Source organism: Phycisphaeraceae bacterium (assembly GCA_019454185.1).
Lineage (GTDB): Bacteria > Planctomycetota > Phycisphaerae > Phycisphaerales > UBA1924 > JAHBWV01.
Genome location: CP075368.1, coordinates 362,544 through 380,253 on the forward strand (window position 1 = coordinate 362,544; position 17,710 = coordinate 380,253).

Below are 17,710 nucleotides of genomic sequence, written 5' to 3' on the forward strand. Positions count from 1 at the left end.
GCACACACATCCGGGCTGGCACACCATCCCGCCGCCCGAAACACACACGAAAGGCCCGCACATGGCCTCCGCAACCGCAGACAGTTCATCCCGCGCCACCCCGCGCATCCCCGTCGAAACTACAGACCTCATCAACACCGACTCCGTCCGCGGCCCCCGCCCCGCGCCGATCCTCCGCGCGCTCAAGCCCTACACCCCCGGCGCACAGCCACGCCCCATCGACCTGAAGCTCGACGCCAACGAAGGCCCCGCGCCCTCCGGCGTCCTCCTCGAATGGCTCAGGCCAAACGCATCCGAATCGCTCCGCCGCTACCCATCAGCCGCCGCACTCGAAGCGCAGATCGCCGCCCGCAACAACGTCACCGCCGATCGCGTCATCGTCACCGCAGGCGCCGACGATGCCCTCGAACGCATCACCCGCGCCGTTCTCGCCCCCGGTCGCGAAGCGATCCTCACCACGCCCACCTTCGAGATGCTCTCGCGCTACGCCCGCCTCGCAGGTGCCGATGTCATCGAGGCCCCGTGGCTCGGCGAGCCCTTCGACGTCGAAGCGATCGAATCCAGGATCGGACCGCGCACCGCCGCGATCTTCATTGTCACACCCAACAACCCAACCGGCCAGGCGATCCCCGCCGAGTCCATCCGCCGCCTCTCTGCCGCCATCCCCGCCGGGCTACTCGTCGTCGATCTCGCCTACGCCGAGTACGCCGACGAAGACCTCACCGAACTCGTCCTCTCACTCCCGAACGCCGTCGCGGTCCGCACCTTCTCCAAGGCCTGGGGACTCGCGGGCCTGCGCGTCGGCTACGCCATCGGACCCGCCGAAGTGATCAACTGGCTCCGCGCCGTCGGGCACCCCTACGCCGTCAGCGGCCCCTCGCTCGCGATCGCTTCCGCGTGGTACGAAGCGGGGCGAACCCGCGTCGAAGCCGCCGCCCGGCGCGTCCGCCTCGAACGCCGCGAACTCATCGAGCACCTCCGCGACCTCGGCGCAGCGCCCATCGAGTCAAAGGCAAACTTCGTCCTCGCACGCTTCGACGAACCGCGTCAGAGCGCCCACCTCGTCGCCGACCTCCTGGCCTCCCAGGGAATCGCCGTCCGTCGCTTACCAGTCGGGAGCGCGTTGGAGTCCTACCTCCGAATCACACTCCCAGGCGAACCGGTCGCCTTCAACCGGCTCTGCACCGCCCTGACCTCCGCGCTCCGCCCCCGCGCCATCCTCTTCGACATGGACGGAGTCATCGCAGACGTCTCCGCGTCATACCGGCAGGCGATCGTGCGCACCGCCGCCACGTTCGGTGTCAACCTCTCCGCCACCGACATCGCGCGAGCGAAAGACGCCGGCAACGCCAACAACGATTGGGTCCTCACCCGCCGCCTGCTCCTCGCGCGAGGCGTCGATGTGCCGCTCGAAGACGTCATCCGCACCTTCGAGTCCTTCTACCAGGGCGATCCCGATGACCCGGATCGCAAGCCCGGCCTCTGGCGATCCGAGTCCCTCCTCATCGACCGCGCCCAGCTCGAAGCCCTCGCCCGCCGGTTCACCCTCGCGATCGTCACCGGACGCCCACGTCGCGACGCCCAACGCTTCCTCGAGCACTTCGGCATCACCGACCTCTTCCCCGTCGTCGTCACGATGGAAGACGCTCCGCCGAAGCCCGACCCGCGCCCCATCACCATCGCCCTCGAACGCCTCGGCGAACGAGCCGCGTGGATGATCGGCGACACCCCCGACGACCTCATCGCCGCACGCCGCGCCGGCGTCGCATCCATCGGCGTCATCGCGCCGGGAGACCGCGCCACGGAAGAACGCGCCTTCGAAGCCGGTCGAACCCTCGTCGCATCCGGCGCGGCACGCGTTCTCAACACAGTCTCAAAGATCACGGAGCTGCTCCCTTGACGACCACACCCACAAGCGTGCCCTCATCAGAACGCTCCAACGTGGCACTCCGCCGCGCCCGCATCGAGCGATCCACACGCGAGACCTCCATCACCGCCGACCTCATCATCGACGGCTCCGGCCGCGCCTCGGTCAAGACCGGCATCGGCTTCCTCGACCACATGCTCGCCACCCTCGCCCTCTTCGCTCGCTTCGATCTCGACCTCATCGCCCAGGGAGACCTCCACGTCGACGACCACCACACTTCCGAGGACTGCTTCATCGTCCTCGGCCAGGCGATCGATCGCGCCCTCGAAGACCGCGTCGGACTCGTCCGCTTCGGACACGCCTACGCACCCCTCGACGAGGCCCTCGCCCGCGCCGTCGTCGACCTCGCGACCCGCATCACCGCCTCGATCGACCTCGGTCTCACGCGTCCGACCGTCGGGCAATGGGCCTGCGAGAACATCACCCACGCCCTCAACACGCTCGCCGCGTCCGCCCGCCTCACCCTCCACGTCGACGTGCTCAAGGGCGCCAACGACCACCACCGCGCCGAGGCCGCCTTCAAGGCCCTCGGGCTCGCCCTCCGCGATGCGGTGCGCCGCGACCCCACGCTCTCACCCACCGATGTCTCCAACAGCACCAAGGGGGTGCTCTGATGGTCTCAAACCTCGACAACGACGCGATCTTCACGAATGACCCCGGTGCTGCACGCGACGTCTACATCGTCCGCACCGGCTCCGCCAACCTCGCATCGGTCGTCGCCGCAGTCGAACGCGTCGGCGCACGCCCGATTCCAACCTCAGATCCCGCCGATGTGCTCCTCGCAGAACGGCTCGTCCTCCCCGGCGTCGGCTCCTTCGGCGCTGCCATGTCCGAACTCACCCAGCGCGGCCTCGTCTCCGCGATCCGCGAGCGGCTCGCCGTCGGCCGCTCAACTCTCGGCATCTGCCTCGGCCTCCAACTCCTCGCGCGTGGCTCCGAAGAATCACCGGGCGTGACCGGTCTCTCCCTCATCGATGCCGTCGTCCGCCGTCTCCCCGCTGCCCCCGGACTCCGCGTCCCACAGATGGGCTGGAACCTCACCGAGCCCCGCCACTCCTGCCGCACGCTCAACGGCGGCTACGCATACTTCGCGAACTCCTACGCCCTCCCCGAGATCCCGCGCGGGTGGCGCGGCAGCACCTTCGCCCACGGCGAATCAAACCCCGTCGCCGCCATCGAACAGGGCGATGGCGACCGCCTCGTCGTCGCCACCCAGTTCCACCCCGAACTCAGCGGCCGATGGGGACTGGACCTCATCCGCCGCTGGGTCATCGGACGCCCGACGATCGAGCCGTCGGACGATCAGGGTGACCAAGCCGATGCGGTGCTGGCCCAATCCCGCGCCCGTGGCCAATTGAGTCCAGCTGCCGCAGTCGGCGCTGGCGATGCGTGCGAGGGCTCGCGATGCTGACCACACGCGTGATCCCCTGCCTTGATGTCCGCGACGGACGCATCGTCAAGGGCGTCCGCTTCCAATCGCTCCGCGACGCTGGCGATCCCGCCTCCCGCGCCGCCTTCTACGAACAGACCGGCGCAGACGAGATCGTCATGCTCGACGTCAGCGCCACCAACGAGGCAAGAGCAACCGCCGCGCGAACCGTCAGAGCCATCCGACGCGTCCTCTCCATCCCGCTGACGGTGGGGGGCGGCATCCGATCGATCGACGACGCCGCACGCCTCCTCGACGCCGGCGCCGACAAAGTGAGCGTCAACTCCGCCGCTGTCCGCGACCCCGACCTCATCACGCGCCTCGCCGACCGATTCGGACGACAATGCACCGTCCTCGCCATCGACGCCGCACGCCGCGACGAGTCGCAGGCGGGCTCGTCCGCCTACACCGTCCTCACCCGCTCCGGCACCACGCCCGAGCCGCTGGACGCTCTCGCGTGGTCCGTCGAAGGCCAATCACGCGGCGCGGGAGAGATCCTCCTCACCTCCTTCGATCGCGACGGCACCGGCGACGGGTACGACCTCGATCTGCTCGCACTCATCGCGTCCTCCGTCGAGATCCCCGTCATCGCCTCCGGCGGCGCACGCAACGCGCAGCACCTCGCCGATGCCGTCAGAGCCGGCGCCGACGCGGTGCTCGCCGCAAGCATCTTCCACGACGGCCTCACCACCCCGGACGCGATCAAGCGCGAACTCGCCGAACTGGGCCTCCGCGTCCGCCGCGAAGAACCGGCGAACACCACCGCCGAGGAGTACGTCGCATGATCATCCCCTCGATCGATCTCATGGGTGGTCAGACCGTGCAGCTCGTGCAGGGCAAACGCAAGGTCATCGACGCCGGTGACCCCGCGCCCATCGCGCGTGACTTCGGCCTCGTCGGCGAGATCGCCGTCGTCGACCTCGACGCCGCGCTCGGAAAGGGCACCAACGAATCGCTCATCGAGCCCCTCCTCAACATCGCCGACTGCCGCGTCGGGGGCGGCATCCGCGATGCCCGCACCGCCATCCGCTGGCTCGACGCCGGCGCAACTCGAGTAGTTCTCGGCACACGCGCCGTCCCCGATGTCCTCCGCGACCTGCCGCGCGACCGCGTCATCGCCGCCCTCGACGCCCGCGACGGCGACGTGGTCACCCACGGTTGGACCGCCTCGACCGGCACGAAGATCGCCGACCGCATGCGCGACCTCGCCGACTTCGCAGGAGAGTTCCTCGTCACCTTCGTCGAGGTCGAAGGCACCATGCAGGGCACCAACATCGAGCGGGCCGCCGAACTCGGCGAACTCGCCCGCTCCCTAGGCTGCCGCCTCACCATCGCCGGCGGCGTGAAGAGCGTCGAAGAGATCGCCGCCCTCGACGGGCTCGGCATCGACGCCCAGATCGGCATGGCCCTCTACACCGGCACCTTCACCATCGCCGACGCCCTCGTCGCCATGCTCAAGACCGACCGCCCCGACGGCCTCATCCCGACCGTCGTCGCCGACGAGCGAGGCGCCGCACTCGGACTTACCTACTCGTCACCCGAGTCCATCCGACTCGCCCTCTCCGAACGCCGCGGCGTCTACTTCTCCCGCTCCCGCGCCGGCATCTGGCGCAAGGGCGAGTCCTCCGGCGCAACCCAGCAACTCCTCGCCGTCTCACTCGACTGCGACCGCGACACCATCCGCTTCACCGTGAAGCAGGACGGCTCCGGCTTCTGCCACACCGGTGCCCGCACCTGCTTCGGCCCTTCCCGCGGCCTCGCCTCCCTCGAATCACGACTCACCACTATCAAGCGTGCCACTGACCCGCTTCGGGTCAGCGCGCTTCCCCCTCCCCATGCTCCTCCTTCCTCCGCTCCCTCTTCCCTGCCGACTTCTTCCCCCTCTGAGTCTCTGTGCCTCTGTGGTGAGTCCTCCTCCTCTTCTCCTCCGCTTCCCTCCGCGGCCCTCCGCGTTGAAACTCCCTCCTACACCTCCCGCCTCCTTCGCGACCCCTCTCTCCTCCGCTCCAAGCTGCTCGAAGAAGCCGGCGAACTCATGGACGCGACCGACCGCGACCACATCACGCGCGAAGCCGCCGATGTTCTCTACTTCACGCTCGCGCGCCTCGCCGGAGCCGGCGTCTCCCTCGCCGACGTCGAACGCGAGCTCGACCGCCGCGCCAGAAAAATCACGCGTCGCCCCGGCAACGCCAAGCCGCCCGTGACCGCACCGCCCGCCGAGGCCACACCATGACCGCCCCTCTCCTCAAACTCATCGCACCCGCCGACATCCGCCTCTCTCGCAAAGACCCCGTCGATGCCGACACGCTCGCCATCGCCTCCCGCATCCTCACCGACGTCCGCGACCGCGGCATGGCCGCCGTCGTCGAGCACGCCATCCGCCTCGGCGATGTGAAGCACGCCGACGAGATCATCGTCGATCGCCCGCGCCTCACCGCCGCACTCAACCGCATCGACAACGCCGACCGCCGCATCCTCGAACGCGCCGCCGAGCGCATCCGCGCCTTCGCCCTCGCCCAGCGCGCATCCATCATCAACATCAAACTCCCATCTCCCATCGGTGGCACCATGGGCCACCGCATCGCCCCCGTCGAACGCGCCGGCTGCTACGCCCCCGGCGGCCGCTTCCCGCTCCCCTCCAGCGTCCTCATGACCGCCGTCACCGCCCGTGCCGCGGGTGTCCGCGAGGTCTGGCTCGCCTCACCTCGTCCCTCCGAAGCCACCCTCGCCGCCGCCGCCATCGCCGGCGCCGACGGTGTCCTCGCCATCGGCGGAGCCCAGGCAATCGGCGCACTCGCCTACGGCGCAGAGCCCATCCCGCGCTGCGACGCCATCGTCGGTCCCGGCAATCGCTACGTGACAGCCGCGAAGCAGCTCGTCTCCGGCCGCGTCGCCATCGACATGCTCGCCGGCCCCAGCGAGCTGCTCATCATCGCGGACGACTCGGCCGACCCCGCGACCATCGCCGCCGATCTCCTCGCCCAGGCCGAGCACGACCCCGACGCCATCCCCATGCTCGTCACCACCGACGCAACGCTCCCCGCGCGCGTTGACCTTGAACTCTCTCGCCAGCTCGAAACCCTCCCGACCGCCGCGATCGCCCGCGCTTCCCTCGGCAACGGCTTCGCGTGCGTCGTCCCATCCCTTGACGACCTGATCCTCGCCTCCGACGACATCGCCCCCGAACACCTCGAGATCCTCACACGCGACGCCGCGGCCATCGCCAATCGCTTCAACAACTACGGCGCGATCTTCATCGGCTCCGGTGCTGCAGAGGTCTTCGGCGACTACGGCATCGGACCCAACCACACCCTCCCCACGGGCGGCACCGCACGCTCGTTCGCCGGTCTCTCCGTCTTCACCTTTCTCAAGGCCCGCACATTCCTCGCTTCCGGCCCCGCCTTGCCAGATCCCGCACTCGCCAGCGACATCGCCCGCTTCGCCCGCATCGAAGGCCTCGAAGGCCACGCGCGAGCCGCGGAGATCCGCCTCTGAACCCTGCTCACTGCGTCGTGAACACGCCCTTCGCAAACGCGACCAGCTCGCCCATCGACATGGCGTGATGAGCGTTCGGGCTCGCCGGAATGAGTGCGCGGCTCCGCCCACCGATCACGAACGCGATCCGCCGGGCCGCCAGTTCATCCGCCAGCCGCAGCGCATCCTTGCCGGTCTCCGCCGAGATGTCATCACAACTCACGCTCAACCAGACCAGCGACGGCGAGAGGTCCGCTGCCGCAGCCCGCAGAGCCGAGATCGGCAGGTCCGGCCCCATGTTGCTTGTCCTGAACCCCGCCGACTCCAACACAATCGACGCCACCAGCGACGGGATCACATAAGGGTCCCCCGATGGTGACGCGCCGATCGCAAGCGGCGCGTGCTCCGGCAGAACCGGCAGCAGCCCGCGCAGGTGATTCAGCGCGTTCACCATGATGTCGCTGGCCCGATGCTCGCGATAGATCCCCGACTCCTCGTGCTGCCACAACTCGCCGATGCGGTGCATCGCCTCCCGCACAGGACCGTCGCAGATCTCGATCACCGAACGTCCCGACAGATACAGCGAGATCAGCAGCCCGCGTGCGTGCCGCTCCTGCCCATCGCGCAGCAACTCAAACAGCCGCAGCCCCTCAAGCCCCGGCGAGGTCGGCGTGTCCCGGGCCGTGTCCACATCCTGCACACCCAAGAGATCCGGGTTCACCAGCGACAACTTCGAATCGCGGATCAACCGAATCGCCTCAGACCTCGGGATCCGTCGGTGCCCGCCCGGCGTCTTCGCCGCGGCAATCACGCCCGAGTCCACCCAACGCTTCAGCGTTGACTCGCTCAGCCCGACCGCCGCCGCCAACTCCTTCGGCGATAACGAAAGCTCCGGCTCCGGAAGGGCTGAACGATTCACAGAATGAGAATGTCCGCGCTCGACATGCGATGAAGTCATGACGACCCTCACGTGGCTCAACAATACCAGCAATTTCGCCTTCGGATCGCTCAGCCGGGCCGATTCAACACTGAACGTTCTTCACGTTTTTGTCGGCATCATCAGGCCGATTTAGCAGCAAAAATCGTTCATCTTGATCAAGTCTGGCCAAATGTGACCTGTGTAGGGGGTGTCACCCGAGGCCCGGATCCTGCCGGACCTGCGATCAGCTTCTCACGCGCGATCTTCTCCCAACCGCTCCCGAGTTCCCCGATCGGATCAGGCGGCACGATGTCCACCTTCTTCTCACCCAGCTGCGCCTCGCCCCGCAGCACCCGCCCCTGAAACGCCAGGCACTCCGCGAGCAACCTCTCCAGAATCTCCGGCTCCGGCACGTTCGCGACCTTCTCCCCCTGCACATAGATAATGCCGCGCCGATCGCCCGCGAAGACCGCGACGTCCGCGCCCTCCGCCTCCCCCGGCCCGTTCACAATGCACCCCATCACGGCGACCTTCATCGGCACCGTGACCTGTGCCGCGAGCTGCTTGCGGACATCCTGCACCAGCGTGAAGAGATCCACCTGGATCCTGCCGCACGTCGGACACGCAATCAGATCAACCCCCACGCGCTCGCGCAGCGACAACGACCACAGCAGCTCCAGCCCATCCTCAACCTCATAAATCGGGTCGTTGGCATAAGAGATACGAATCGTGTCGCCGATCCCGCGCGTCAGCAGCCCGGAAAGTGCAGCAATCGACCGGATGCACCCCGTCTCCTTCGGCCCCGCGTGCGTGACGCCCAGGTGCAGCGGATGATCGAACCGCTTGCTGATCTCGCTGTAGGCGTCGATCACGAGCGCGGCATCCATCGACTTCGCCGAGATCGAGATGTCGTAAAAATCCTGCTCGTAGAAGATATCGAGGTACTCCTCGAGCTTCGCGATCATGATCGCCAGCAGATACCCGTGCTTGTGCTCGCTGAAGACCGCGCCCAGCTCCTTCTGACGCTTCTGCTTGTCCTTGCGCTCGATGATCGACCCCTCGTTCACGCCCACGCGGATCGGGAGGTTCCTCGCCTTGCACGCCTGGATGACGTCGATCACCTGCTTGCGGTCGCTGATGTTGCCGGGATTCAGCCGGATCTTGTGGACACCCGCTTCCACCGCCTCCAGCGCACGCTGAAAGTGGAAGTGGACATCCGCGACGATCGGCACCTTCACCGCGGCGAGGATCTCCTTGAGCGCATCGGTGTCCTTCTTCTCCGGCACCGCCACGCGCACAATGTCCGCCCCCGCCGTCGTCAGCTTGTGGATCTCCGCGATGCACTTCTCCACATCGTGCGTGTACCCGGCCGTCATCGTCTGCACGGAGACCGGCGCGGGGGTCGTCGGGTTGCCGGCGCGGTCGGCGATGCCGCCGCCGATGCGGACAATGCCGACGCGGTCGTCACCGACGGAAATCTGTCTGGTTGGGCGGCGGGTAAACATGCGGGCAATGGTAGAGGGACGAAGGGAGCCCCGAGCGCGAGCTCGTGGTTGCCGCCTCCAGTACGAGGAAATGCCCCGGATGTTCACCGCGGATCGCAGACTCGCCTTGGCGAGGGGCGACAGGAGGGCACGGAGAAGGCGAACGTCCAGAGAGAACCTCGCGCGTGAGCGAGCGGATCGTCTTGAAGGTCCTCCCGGGCACCCCGAACCGTCCGCGAGGTCACTCGGGATATTCCGCCCCCTCTCACGCCGACCGACGCTTGCTCTGCTTCTGCATCTTCCGCAGCTTCGCCCCGCCCCGCTTCGCCTCCGGCATCGAGCCCGCCTCGCGCCCGATGTACCGCACCGCCGCACGCGCGAGTAAACCCGATCGGGTCTCCCCCGTCGCCTTCGCGTGCCGATCGATCGCGTCCAGCACCCGCTGCGGCATCGTGATCCCCACCCGCGCGATCTTCACACGCAAGGTCGACTCATCCACCGTCACGATCGCCCACGTTCCATCCGCATAGTCCGGATCATCACGCAGGTCCTCAATCGCCGATGGCAGAGGCACCACGCCACCCTCTTCGATCAAGCCCTCCAGATGAAGCTCGATGGCCTCGCGGATCATCGCGAGCGCATCATCAACGGTCTTGCCCGCAGAGACACATCCCGGCAGATCCGGCACGCTCACGCCGTAGTCGCTCTTCTTGTCCTTATGGATCACAACTGGGTAGTTCATGGCTTGCTCCATCCGGCTTGCTTGGCGATGCTCCGCAGCGTTCCGGTCGGCAGATCCCGCTTCGGATGCGGCACCGTCACCAGCCCCGGCTTCGTCGCGTGCCGGTACTGGTGGTGACTCCCCTTCGTGCGGGCAAGTACCCACCCGTCGGCAACCAACCTCCGGATAACCTCGCGGCTGTTCACCCCAGCACTATAGCATACCGTGTGCAGAACACAACGTCCTCGCGATTCCGCCCGACCTCTCTCCCGCCAAGAACGCGATGATCCAGCGCAACCAACGTACAACACGCAGGTTACAAGAAAGGTCACCGATACCAAACAAAACCCATTGACACGGGCCTCGTCATAACGTACATTACCCGTACCCATGGTCGCACACGCCGCGGCAACTCTTGATGATTCCTCTCTTGGTGGCTCCGCCGTGGGGGGCCAGAGCGGTGGCTCTGCACCTCCTCGTGCCACTCGCCCGATGGCGAGTGATCCACCTCCCTCTGCCCCTCCGTCCCTTTGCCCCTCTGCCCCTTCCCCATCCCCCTCCTCCCTCATCCCCGCCCACCTCCACAGCCCCATCCTCTCCGCGCTCTGCCACCCCGGCTCATCGCTCTGCTCGGTCGCGCGCGACTTCCGCATCGCCGTCGACATCCTTGCGATGTGGCTCACCGAGCCCGACACGCGCGAAAAGATGCTCGCCATCGAGAAAGGCGGCTGCGCCCACACGCGCATGGCCGCCTCCGTCTCTCTCGCCTCCACCGTCGGCGTCCTGCAAACCATCATCGACGACTACACCGAGACCCGCGCCCACGCCCGCGAACTCCGCGCTCAGCACGAACACCTCGCGCCCGGCGCGTCCCGCCACGACCCGCTCCCACCCTCGCACCTCAACGCCCACCCCGCTCGCTCGTTCCTCCCCGGCGAAGCGATCCTCGCCGACACATCGCTGCAAGCCCAGCGCCTCGAACTCCGCAGAGCCGAGGGCGCACGCCGCGCCTGCCACCACCTCTACCGCCTCTCCCGCATCCTCCCCATCGACGACTCCATCCTCGCCGTCGCGCACGCAAACTCTGTTCGGGTGCCACACGATGCTCGGATGCCACAGGATGTCGGGGTGCCACAGATTGCTGGGGTGCCACTGGTTCCCGCCGAGCCCAACGAGGCGGAACCAGTGCTCCGGCCACAGGTTGTTCCGGTGCCACAGGTTGTTCCGGTGCCACTGGATGATGGGGTGCCACTGGTTCCCGCCGAGCCCAACGAGGCGGAACCAGTGCTCCGGCCACAGGTTGTTCCGGTGCCACAGGTTGTTCCGGTGCCACTGGATGATGGGGTGCCACTGGTTCCCGCCAAGCCCAGCGAAGCGGAACCAGTGCTCCAGCCACAGGTTGTTCCGGTGCCACATGATGTTCGGGTGCCACTGGTTCCCGCCGAGCCCAGCGAGACGGAACCAGTGCTCCAGGCCGAGGCATCCGACTCGAACCGAGCCGCAAACGTCAGCGAGCGGACCCCAGCCCCTCCATCCCTTTGCCCCCCAGCCCCTTCCGCATCCCCTTCATCTTCTCCTCCGTGGTCCTCCGTGGCCCCTCGCCGAGGCGAGTCTGCGATCAGTGGTGAACCTCTTCCTCCGCGCCACTCGGCGCTCTCTGAGACCTCTGCGTTCTCTTCGCGTTCGATATTGCCCACTTCTCCACGCCCCTCCCTAGTGAAGCACTGCCGGGCTTGCGCTCGGGGCTCCATTCAAGCCAACCCACTCGCTCACAGTCGCGGCTCTATCTGCGTGGCCGATGCGTCGACGCGGTGATCCCGCGCCACAATCCCGGCTTGCGGTCGTAGCCCGGCTGGCCGGGCTCGATGCCATCGACTTCGGGCGTGCGCCAGATGAGCATGACGAGAGCCGCGACGATGAGTGCTGCGGACACAATCGCGAGCCCGAGCTGCGTCGCGGATCCCGTGTGTATCCACTCGGGGCGCACGGATTTCAGCGCGTGCTCCGCGCTGTGGCCCGCCGCGGAAGCGACCCACGTGCCGACGGGCATGAGCCCGAGCGCGATGCTGTTGACGACGGCGGAGACGCGCCCGCGCATCTCCTCTGAAACCAGGTGCTGGATGGCCACATTGCAGGCGTTGAAGCCCCACATCCAGAAGATCCCGATGATGAACATGACGGGGTAGGCGTAGGTCTCGACGTTGATGAGCGAGAAGGTGAGGATCGAGAGCCCGGCACCGAGGATGCTGAGCGGGATGAAGTGGTGCATGGGGTACCACTTCGGGATGAGTTTCATCGCGAAGCCCCCGACGACCGCGCCGCACCCCATGAGCGCGAGCAGCAGGCCGAAGACATCTTCCTGCCTGGCGTACACCTCCGAGACCATCAGCGGCATGAGCTGCATGATGGGCGTCGCGAGAACAGCAAAGATCACGATCGCGACGAGCGCGGCCCGCGGCCCCTTGCGTCGCCACGTCCACGAAAGGGCCTCGGCGGTGCGTTTCCAGGCGATGCCGGGCTTCTTCCACGCGCCGCGGAGAGCGGCGGGGGCGGGCGCATCGGGCGTCGTCAGGACCGCGAGCAGCACGCCGATGAACGTGATGGCGTTGAAGAGAAGAAGCGCGGAGACGCCCCGACTGATGGATGCGGTGCTCTCGGTTGCGGCGGGGGCTGCTGGTCCCAGGGCGTCCGCCGCGACGATCGCGGTGCCGGCCAGCGCGACCGGGGCCGAGCCCTGGAAGGCCTTCATGATCAGGCCGCCGGTGGCGGGGCCGATGACGCGTGCGGCATTGAAGGAGATGCCGTTGAGGGTGATGGCCTTCGAGAGATCCTCGCGGGGGACCAGACGCGGCGTGAGCACCTGCCACGCCGGCATGTTGAAGGCAACAGCGATGCCGTGCGCGAGAGCATTTTGCGCCATGTGTTCCAAGTGTTTCCATTGTGGAGACTTGCGCGATCTGATGGCTCATGCCATGCTCGGTCCCACTGGTGGAGCTGCCAGACAGGAGACCGAGCATGGACAACGCGAGTTGGAGGGTGTTGGCGGCGAGCGTGCGGAAGCTGGATCGGAGCCCGCGTGGCGGTCGCTTCACCTTCACCGATGCGGACATCGTGCTGACCTTTCTCTGGGCCGTCTTGCACCGACGACCCACCTCCTGGGCGTGCCGACGCGATGCATGGCCGTTGTGGCGGCGTGGTCGATTGCCCTCGCCAAGCAGGATGAGCCGGCGGCTGAGAACCACCAGCGTCCAGGCGTTACTTGCCGCGGCGGAGGCGGAGAATCTGGTCTCTGCATCGGGAGCGTTGGTGCTGGCTCTTGACGGCAAGGCCCTGCGCGTCGCCTCGCACTCCGGAGACCGGACCGCGACCTTCGGCGCATGGGGACTGCGCGGCTACAAGCTCCATGCGATCTGCGATCTCGCGGGCTCGATCGTCTCCTGGCGTCTCACGCCCATGCACTGCCATGAAGCAGTGATGGCCAAGCGGATGATGCGAGACATGGAGTTGAACGGGTATGTGCTGGCCGACTCGAACTACGACAGCGTGAAGCTCTATGAACTCTGCGCGTGCAAGGGCGGACAACTGGTGGTTCCGCGGAAGGACTGCCGCGTGGGTCGCGGCGTGCGGCGGTCCGGAACGCATCCGGACCGCCGTCGAGCCATCGACATGCTGGAGCAGAGCATGACGGGCTTCGGCAGGGGCCTGCTGTCACTCCGGCGCGTGATCGAGCGTGTGTTTGCACGCCTGGAAATGACCCACCATGTGGGGCTTATCCCGCCGCACGTGCGCGGCATCGAGCGAGTCCGTCGATGGATCCAAGCCATCATCATCCTTGATCGACACACACAGGCAATGAAGCGATGACGCAAAAAGCTCGCGAGCATGAGGAGCAGCAGCACCCGGGGCGTCGCGAAGCCGAAGTACGCGGCAGCGGCCATCGCGAGGGCGATGAGCATCATGCAGACCTGCGTGACGACGATCAGGGTCTTGCGATTGACGCTGTCGGCGACAAGGCCGCCGAACATGCCGAGGATGAGCGTCGGGCCGAGCTGCGCGGCGGCGAGGTACCCCATCCACGCCTCGGACTTGGTCTGCTGCGAGACGATCCAGCGGATGGCGACGAACTCGAACCAGCTGCCGAGGTAGGAGCCGAAGGCCGCGATGAAGATGGTGCGGTAGTGGGCGTGGCGGAGTACGCCAAGACGAGAGGGACGGGACGGCGCGGGCGCGACGGGGGCGATCTGTTCGAGTTGTGTCGGATCGGGCAGGAGGGAGCCGGGCGGAGCGGGGGCTATAGCGCCGGCACCGTCTGGTGATGAATCGTGCGTGAGCGCGGGCTCTTCGGGTTGTTGGTGGTCGCGTCCGTGCATCGTCGTTGCACCGTCCGTTCTCGGAGCGGGCGAAGGGCGATGCTATGCGTGGGAAGCGGTGTGCAGCGGGAGATCAGCCGCCGAGGACGTCCTTGGCGCGGGCGCGGAGGCGGGATGCGCCGGGGCCGTCGAGGGTGTCGCGCATGTGCCGGAGCTGTGTGGCGATGGAGGCGTCGACGAGTTGGTCGCCGATGCGGAACTTGACGCCGCCGATCATGGCGCCGTCGGTGTAGGGATGGAGGACGATGTCCTTGCCGAGCGAGGAGGCGAGCTTGTTCTTGATGGCGGAGAGGCCTTCGGAGGTGAGGGGCTCTGCGGTGAAGACATCGACCTCGATGCGCCCGAATTTCTCTTGTGCGAGAGCGTCGAATGAGGCGACGATGGCGGGGAGGTGCGAGAGGCGGCCCTTGTCGTTGAGGACCCTGAGGAAGTTGACGACGAGCGGATCTGCACGGTTGCCGAAGATTCGCTGGAGAGACTCGGAACGCTGGCCGGCGGGGACGACGCGTGAGGCGAGGAACTCGTTGAAGCGGGCGTCCTGACGGGCGAGTTCGAGGATGTCTTCGAGTTGACCGAGGACGGTCTCGATGGCTCCGCGGCCGCCTGTTGCATCGACGAGATCGAAGAGCGAGCGTGCGTAAGTGCGTGCGAGTGCGTCGGGCTGTGACTCGATGAGGGGCATGGAGGGCTCCGTCGGACTTGAAACGACCAAGACTTGTCGGCATGGAGAGCCGACCCACCCGAGGCGATCAGTTGCGGCTCTTGCCGAGTTCGGCGAGCGATTCGTCGACGAGTCGCTGGTTGTCGGAGACGCCGAGTTCACGGCGGAGGATCTTGCCGGCGATGGTTGTCGCGAGGGCGGTGGACTCGGCGTAAATCTCGGAGAGTGCGGAGCGCTTGGCGGCGTCGATGTCGCGCATGGCCTTCTCGCGCATGGCTCCGAGTTCGGCGTCGGCCTTCGCCTTGAGTTCGTTGGCGAGTGTCTGCTGCTGCAGGCGTGCCTGCTCGATCATCTTGTTGGCCTCGGCGCGGGCCTCGGCGAGGTTCTGCTGGTACTGCTCGAGGGCTTCCTTGGCCTGCTTGCGGGCGTCTTCGGCGTTCTGGATCTCGGCGCGGATCTTGGCTTCGCGATCGGCGAGGCCCTTGGTGATCTTGGGCCAGACCTGGGTGGAGAGGATGAAGAGGACGATCGCGAAAACGATGACTGTGGCGAGGGCGGGCGCCATGGCCTGCTTGACGGTCGGTACGGGGCCGACGGTCTCGTGGCCGTGGTCGCCGGCGTGCGAGGTATCCGGCGCGGCGTGTGCAACGCTGCCGGAGAGGGCCATGGGGGTGAAGGCGAGGAGCGTGAGAGCGACGAGGATACGGAACAGGCGCGTCATCGGAGGGATCTCCGTGGGGTGATCGATCGATAGAGCTCCCCGGATGGGGAGAGGAAGCCGCGGCGGCGTCTTTCGAGGCCGCCACGGTGGTATGCGGACGGTGAGACGATCAGAGTGCGGCGAGGAGGCCGACGACGACGGCGAAGAGCGTGGCGCCTTCGACGAGTGCGGCGGTGAGGATCATGTTGGTGCCGATGGGTCCGGCGGCCTCGGGCTGGCGGGCGATGGACTCGACGGCTCCCTTGCCGATGAGGCCGATGCCGATGCCGCCGCCGACGACGGCGAGACCGGCACCGATGGCAGCGAGGCCCTTGCCGATGGTGTCTGCGGGGGCCGCCTGGGCGTGTGCGGCGGTGCCGAAGAGGGCGACGAGGCCGGAGGCGACGAGGACGTTCTTGATCATGGTCTTCATGGGTCGAGTGCCTTTCTGGAACGAGTGACTGAGTGTTTCCCCGGGGAAGAGCGCCGCGACAAGAGTGCGCGGGGCGGGAGATGGTTTCGACCTGTGCCCTTCCCCGTCGTGGGCAGGTCTGTTGATCGGGTCAGTGCGCGGGGTGTGGGTGTCCCCCGTGCGAGTGGTCGTGTGCGTGATCGTGGGCATGGTCGTGGTCGCCGTGGTGGGAGAGCTGGGAGATGAAGACGGTTGTGAGGAACATGAAGACGAATGCCTGGAGGAAAGCGACGAAGAGTTCGAGGAACATGATGGCGACGGCGCCGATGCATGAGATGAGCGTGACGGGCGCACCGACTGCGAGGCCGGTCTTGAGGGACATGCCGACGAACATGAAGAGTGTGGCGAGGAGGACGTGGCCTGCGGTCATGTTCGCGAAGAGTCGGATGGCGAGCGCGACGGGCTTGATGAAGGTGCCGAGGATCTCGACCGGGACAAGGATGGGCCAGATGAAGGCGGGCGCGCCGCCGGTGAGGTGCTTGAGGTAGCCGCCGACGCCGAGTTCCTTGATTCCCGCGGCGTTGATGACGAGGAAGGAGATGAAGGCGAGGACGGCGGTCACGGCGATGTTGCTGGTGGCGGTGCCGCCGATGGGGGCACGATGCTCGGCCTTCCAGTCGCTGTTGATGAGATGGATGACGTCGAGGATGGGGATGAGGCCGAGGAGGTTGTTGACGAGGATGAAGAAGAAGATGGTCCAGAGGAAGGGCATGAAGCGATCGGTGCGATCGTGGAGGAGCGGCCGGACGGCTTTTTCGCGGAGGTAGAGGCAGATGACTTCGACGGTCTGTGCGAGGCGGCCCTTGGTGATGTAGCGATCGTTGCCCTCGGATTCCGGACCGGTGCCGATCTGGCGAGCGATCATGGGCCCGAGGATGAGGAGGATGAGGCCTGCGAGGACGAGTGTTCCGACGTGGGCGGACCAGAGCCAGACACCGCTGTCGCTCTTCAGGAACGGGTGGTTGACCACGTGGTCGACGGGGCTGTCGGCAGCGAGCGTGAAGAGGGTTGCGAGGGGGATGTCGATCATCGGGCGGAGTCCTCGGTGCCTGCGGCGTGTGCGGCACGTTTGAGGGCGGAGTATGAGACGATGGTTTCGACGGCGAGGATGGTGAGCGAGCAGGCGAGGAAGGTTCCCCAGTAGGGTGCCTTCTGCATGGGGAGCGCGAGGAAGAGGCCGAGCGCGAATGCCAGAGAGCCGAGCATGCGAGCGGAGGAACTGAGGACGAGGACGAACGACCACTTGGCGGCGTTGCGGCGGGGGAGGAATGCCATGGCACCGACCCAAGCGAGTGCGGCGAGCAGGGCGATTCCCGCTCCGATGGTGGCGGCCTGCCCGGCTTCGGCGGAGCGCATCCACCAGAAGGCGGCGAGGCCTGAGCCGACAACGATGCCTGGCGCGAGCGCGCCGGCGGCGAGGGTCGGAACGGGGAGCCGGATTGCGGGTTGGGCAACCATCGACGTCATGCTGGGGAGTCCGAGTCCTGAACGCTGACCGGGCGACCTACGAGGGCCGTTCCGGGGGGCGAAACAATAGCGAAGGGACCCACGTC

General features: G+C 67.0%; 19 protein-coding genes. 8 read left to right on the forward strand and 11 right to left on the reverse strand.

Annotation, left to right across the window (positions count from 1 at the left end; translation table 11 throughout):
• Nucleotides 1-61 precede the first annotated feature (61 nt).
• From KF838_01495 to hisD, 6 genes are read left to right on the forward strand one after another with little or no spacing between them, the layout of a single operon-like run.
• Nucleotides 62-1,900: a TIGR01548 family HAD-type hydrolase gene (locus tag KF838_01495; GenBank protein QYK48542.1), complete on the forward strand. Its 1,839-nt coding sequence runs from the start codon at nt 62-64 to the stop codon at nt 1,898-1,900.
• Entirely contained in the window at nt 1,897-2,541 is a 645-nt protein-coding gene (locus KF838_01500; GenBank protein ID QYK48543.1) for an imidazoleglycerol-phosphate dehydratase, read from the forward strand. Before KF838_01495 ends, KF838_01500 begins: the two co-directional genes overlap by 4 nt.
• Complete coding sequence (gene hisH, locus KF838_01505; protein QYK48544.1) at nt 2,541-3,338, forward strand: imidazole glycerol phosphate synthase subunit HisH; 798 nt, start codon at nt 2,541-2,543, stop codon at nt 3,336-3,338. The genes KF838_01500 and hisH overlap by 1 nt, the downstream gene beginning before the upstream one ends.
• Nucleotides 3,332-4,141 (forward strand): imidazole glycerol phosphate synthase subunit HisF, encoded by an 810-nt coding sequence (gene hisF / locus KF838_01510; protein QYK48545.1) that lies wholly within the window; start codon nt 3,332-3,334, stop codon nt 4,139-4,141. Before hisH ends, hisF begins: the two co-directional genes overlap by 7 nt.
• On the forward strand, nt 4,138-5,589 hold the full coding sequence (hisE, locus tag KF838_01515; protein ID QYK48546.1) for a phosphoribosyl-ATP diphosphatase: 1,452 nt from the start codon (nt 4,138-4,140) through the stop codon (nt 5,587-5,589). The genes hisF and hisE overlap by 4 nt, the downstream gene beginning before the upstream one ends.
• Nucleotides 5,586-6,851, forward strand: a complete 1,266-nt coding sequence (hisD, locus tag KF838_01520; protein ID QYK48547.1) for a histidinol dehydrogenase — start codon at nt 5,586-5,588, stop codon at nt 6,849-6,851. The genes hisE and hisD overlap by 4 nt, the downstream gene beginning before the upstream one ends.
• Nucleotides 6,852-6,858: 7 nt before the next feature.
• Here hisD and KF838_01525 read toward each other — a convergent pair whose 3' ends face one another.
• From KF838_01525 to KF838_01550, 6 genes are all read right to left on the reverse strand, one after another.
• Nucleotides 6,859-7,749: a helix-turn-helix domain-containing protein gene (locus KF838_01525; GenBank protein QYK48548.1), complete on the reverse strand. Its 891-nt coding sequence runs from the start codon at nt 7,747-7,749 to the stop codon at nt 6,859-6,861.
• A 176-nt stretch (nt 7,750-7,925) separates the two neighbouring features.
• On the reverse strand, nt 7,926-9,254 hold the full coding sequence (gene ispG, locus KF838_01530; GenBank protein QYK48549.1) for a flavodoxin-dependent (E)-4-hydroxy-3-methylbut-2-enyl-diphosphate synthase: 1,329 nt from the start codon (nt 9,252-9,254) through the stop codon (nt 7,926-7,928).
• A 244-nt stretch (nt 9,255-9,498) separates the two neighbouring features.
• Nucleotides 9,499-9,975, reverse strand: coding sequence for a type II toxin-antitoxin system HicB family antitoxin (locus KF838_01535; GenBank protein ID QYK48550.1), 477 nt, complete (start codon nt 9,973-9,975; stop codon nt 9,499-9,501).
• Nucleotides 9,972-10,346, reverse strand: a complete 375-nt coding sequence (locus KF838_01540; GenBank protein QYK48551.1) for a type II toxin-antitoxin system HicA family toxin — start codon at nt 10,344-10,346, stop codon at nt 9,972-9,974. The genes KF838_01535 and KF838_01540 overlap by 4 nt, the downstream gene beginning before the upstream one ends.
• A gap of 226 nt (nt 10,347-10,572) precedes the next feature.
• Nucleotides 10,573-11,370, reverse strand: a complete 798-nt coding sequence (locus KF838_01545; GenBank protein ID QYK48552.1) for a hypothetical protein — start codon at nt 11,368-11,370, stop codon at nt 10,573-10,575.
• Between the two features lie 367 nt (nt 11,371-11,737).
• On the reverse strand, nt 11,738-12,874 hold the full coding sequence (locus KF838_01550) for an MFS transporter (GenBank protein QYK48553.1): 1,137 nt from the start codon (nt 12,872-12,874) through the stop codon (nt 11,738-11,740).
• A gap of 95 nt (nt 12,875-12,969) precedes the next feature.
• On the opposite strand from KF838_01550, the gene KF838_01555 reads away from it, so the two are divergent.
• The gene (locus KF838_01555) at nt 12,970-13,818 is read left to right on the forward strand and encodes a transposase (protein ID QYK48554.1); all 849 of its coding nucleotides are present in this window, start codon (nt 12,970-12,972) and stop codon (nt 13,816-13,818) included.
• A complete protein-coding gene (locus KF838_01560) occupies nt 13,815-14,270 on the forward strand; it encodes a hypothetical protein (protein QYK49851.1) in 456 nt (151 codons plus the stop codon). The genes KF838_01555 and KF838_01560 overlap by 4 nt, the downstream gene beginning before the upstream one ends.
• A gap of 127 nt (nt 14,271-14,397) precedes the next feature.
• Here the strand turns inward: KF838_01560 and atpH are convergent, their stop codons facing one another.
• The 5 genes from atpH to KF838_01585 form a co-directional block, all read right to left on the reverse strand.
• Nucleotides 14,398-15,006, reverse strand: a complete 609-nt coding sequence (gene atpH / locus KF838_01565; GenBank protein ID QYK48555.1) for an ATP synthase F1 subunit delta — start codon at nt 15,004-15,006, stop codon at nt 14,398-14,400.
• A gap of 67 nt (nt 15,007-15,073) precedes the next feature.
• Entirely contained in the window at nt 15,074-15,706 is a 633-nt protein-coding gene (atpF, locus tag KF838_01570) for a F0F1 ATP synthase subunit B (GenBank protein QYK48556.1), read from the reverse strand.
• A 109-nt stretch (nt 15,707-15,815) separates the two neighbouring features.
• Nucleotides 15,816-16,025 carry an ATP synthase F0 subunit C gene (atpE, locus tag KF838_01575; protein ID QYK49801.1) on the reverse strand — a complete coding sequence of 70 codons (210 nt, stop codon included), beginning with the start codon at nt 16,023-16,025 and terminating at the stop codon, nt 15,816-15,818.
• A 223-nt stretch (nt 16,026-16,248) separates the two neighbouring features.
• Nucleotides 16,249-17,187, reverse strand: coding sequence for a F0F1 ATP synthase subunit A (gene atpB / locus KF838_01580; protein ID QYK48557.1), 939 nt, complete (start codon nt 17,185-17,187; stop codon nt 16,249-16,251).
• Entirely contained in the window at nt 17,184-17,624 is a 441-nt protein-coding gene (locus tag KF838_01585; protein QYK48558.1) for a hypothetical protein, read from the reverse strand. The genes atpB and KF838_01585 overlap by 4 nt, the downstream gene beginning before the upstream one ends.
• Nucleotides 17,625-17,710 lie beyond the last annotated feature (86 nt).

What these genes read in the sequence shown, in the direction of transcription:
- atpF (QYK48556.1), bottom strand. Translation starts at nt 15,706, where the DNA reads ATGACGCGCCTGTTCCGTATCCTCGTCGCTCTCACGCTCCTCGCCTTC.
- hisF (QYK48545.1), top strand. Translation starts at nt 3,332, where the DNA reads ATGCTGACCACACGCGTGATCCCCTGCCTTGATGTCCGCGACGGACGC.
- hisD (QYK48547.1), top strand. Translation starts at nt 5,586, where the DNA reads ATGACCGCCCCTCTCCTCAAACTCATCGCACCCGCCGACATCCGCCTC.
- ispG (QYK48549.1), bottom strand. Translation starts at nt 9,254, where the DNA reads ATGTTTACCCGCCGCCCAACCAGACAGATTTCCGTCGGTGACGACCGC.
- KF838_01585 (QYK48558.1), bottom strand. Translation starts at nt 17,624, where the DNA reads ATGACGTCGATGGTTGCCCAACCCGCAATCCGGCTCCCCGTTCCGACC.
- KF838_01495 (QYK48542.1), top strand. Translation starts at nt 62, where the DNA reads ATGGCCTCCGCAACCGCAGACAGTTCATCCCGCGCCACCCCGCGCATC.
- atpH (QYK48555.1), bottom strand. Translation starts at nt 15,006, where the DNA reads ATGCCCCTCATCGAGTCACAGCCCGACGCACTCGCACGCACTTACGCA.
- hisE (QYK48546.1), top strand. Translation starts at nt 4,138, where the DNA reads ATGATCATCCCCTCGATCGATCTCATGGGTGGTCAGACCGTGCAGCTC.
- KF838_01555 (QYK48554.1), top strand. Translation starts at nt 12,970, where the DNA reads ATGGACAACGCGAGTTGGAGGGTGTTGGCGGCGAGCGTGCGGAAGCTG.
- KF838_01560 (QYK49851.1), top strand. Translation starts at nt 13,815, where the DNA reads ATGACGCAAAAAGCTCGCGAGCATGAGGAGCAGCAGCACCCGGGGCGT.
- hisH (QYK48544.1), top strand. Translation starts at nt 2,541, where the DNA reads ATGGTCTCAAACCTCGACAACGACGCGATCTTCACGAATGACCCCGGT.
- KF838_01550 (QYK48553.1), bottom strand. Translation starts at nt 12,874, where the DNA reads ATGGCGCAAAATGCTCTCGCGCACGGCATCGCTGTTGCCTTCAACATG.
- atpB (QYK48557.1), bottom strand. Translation starts at nt 17,187, where the DNA reads ATGATCGACATCCCCCTCGCAACCCTCTTCACGCTCGCTGCCGACAGC.
- KF838_01545 (QYK48552.1), bottom strand. Translation starts at nt 11,370, where the DNA reads ATGTGGCACCGGAACAACCTGTGGCTGGAGCACTGGTTCCGCTTCGCT.
- KF838_01540 (QYK48551.1), bottom strand. Translation starts at nt 10,346, where the DNA reads ATGGGTACGGGTAATGTACGTTATGACGAGGCCCGTGTCAATGGGTTT.
- KF838_01535 (QYK48550.1), bottom strand. Translation starts at nt 9,975, where the DNA reads ATGAACTACCCAGTTGTGATCCATAAGGACAAGAAGAGCGACTACGGC.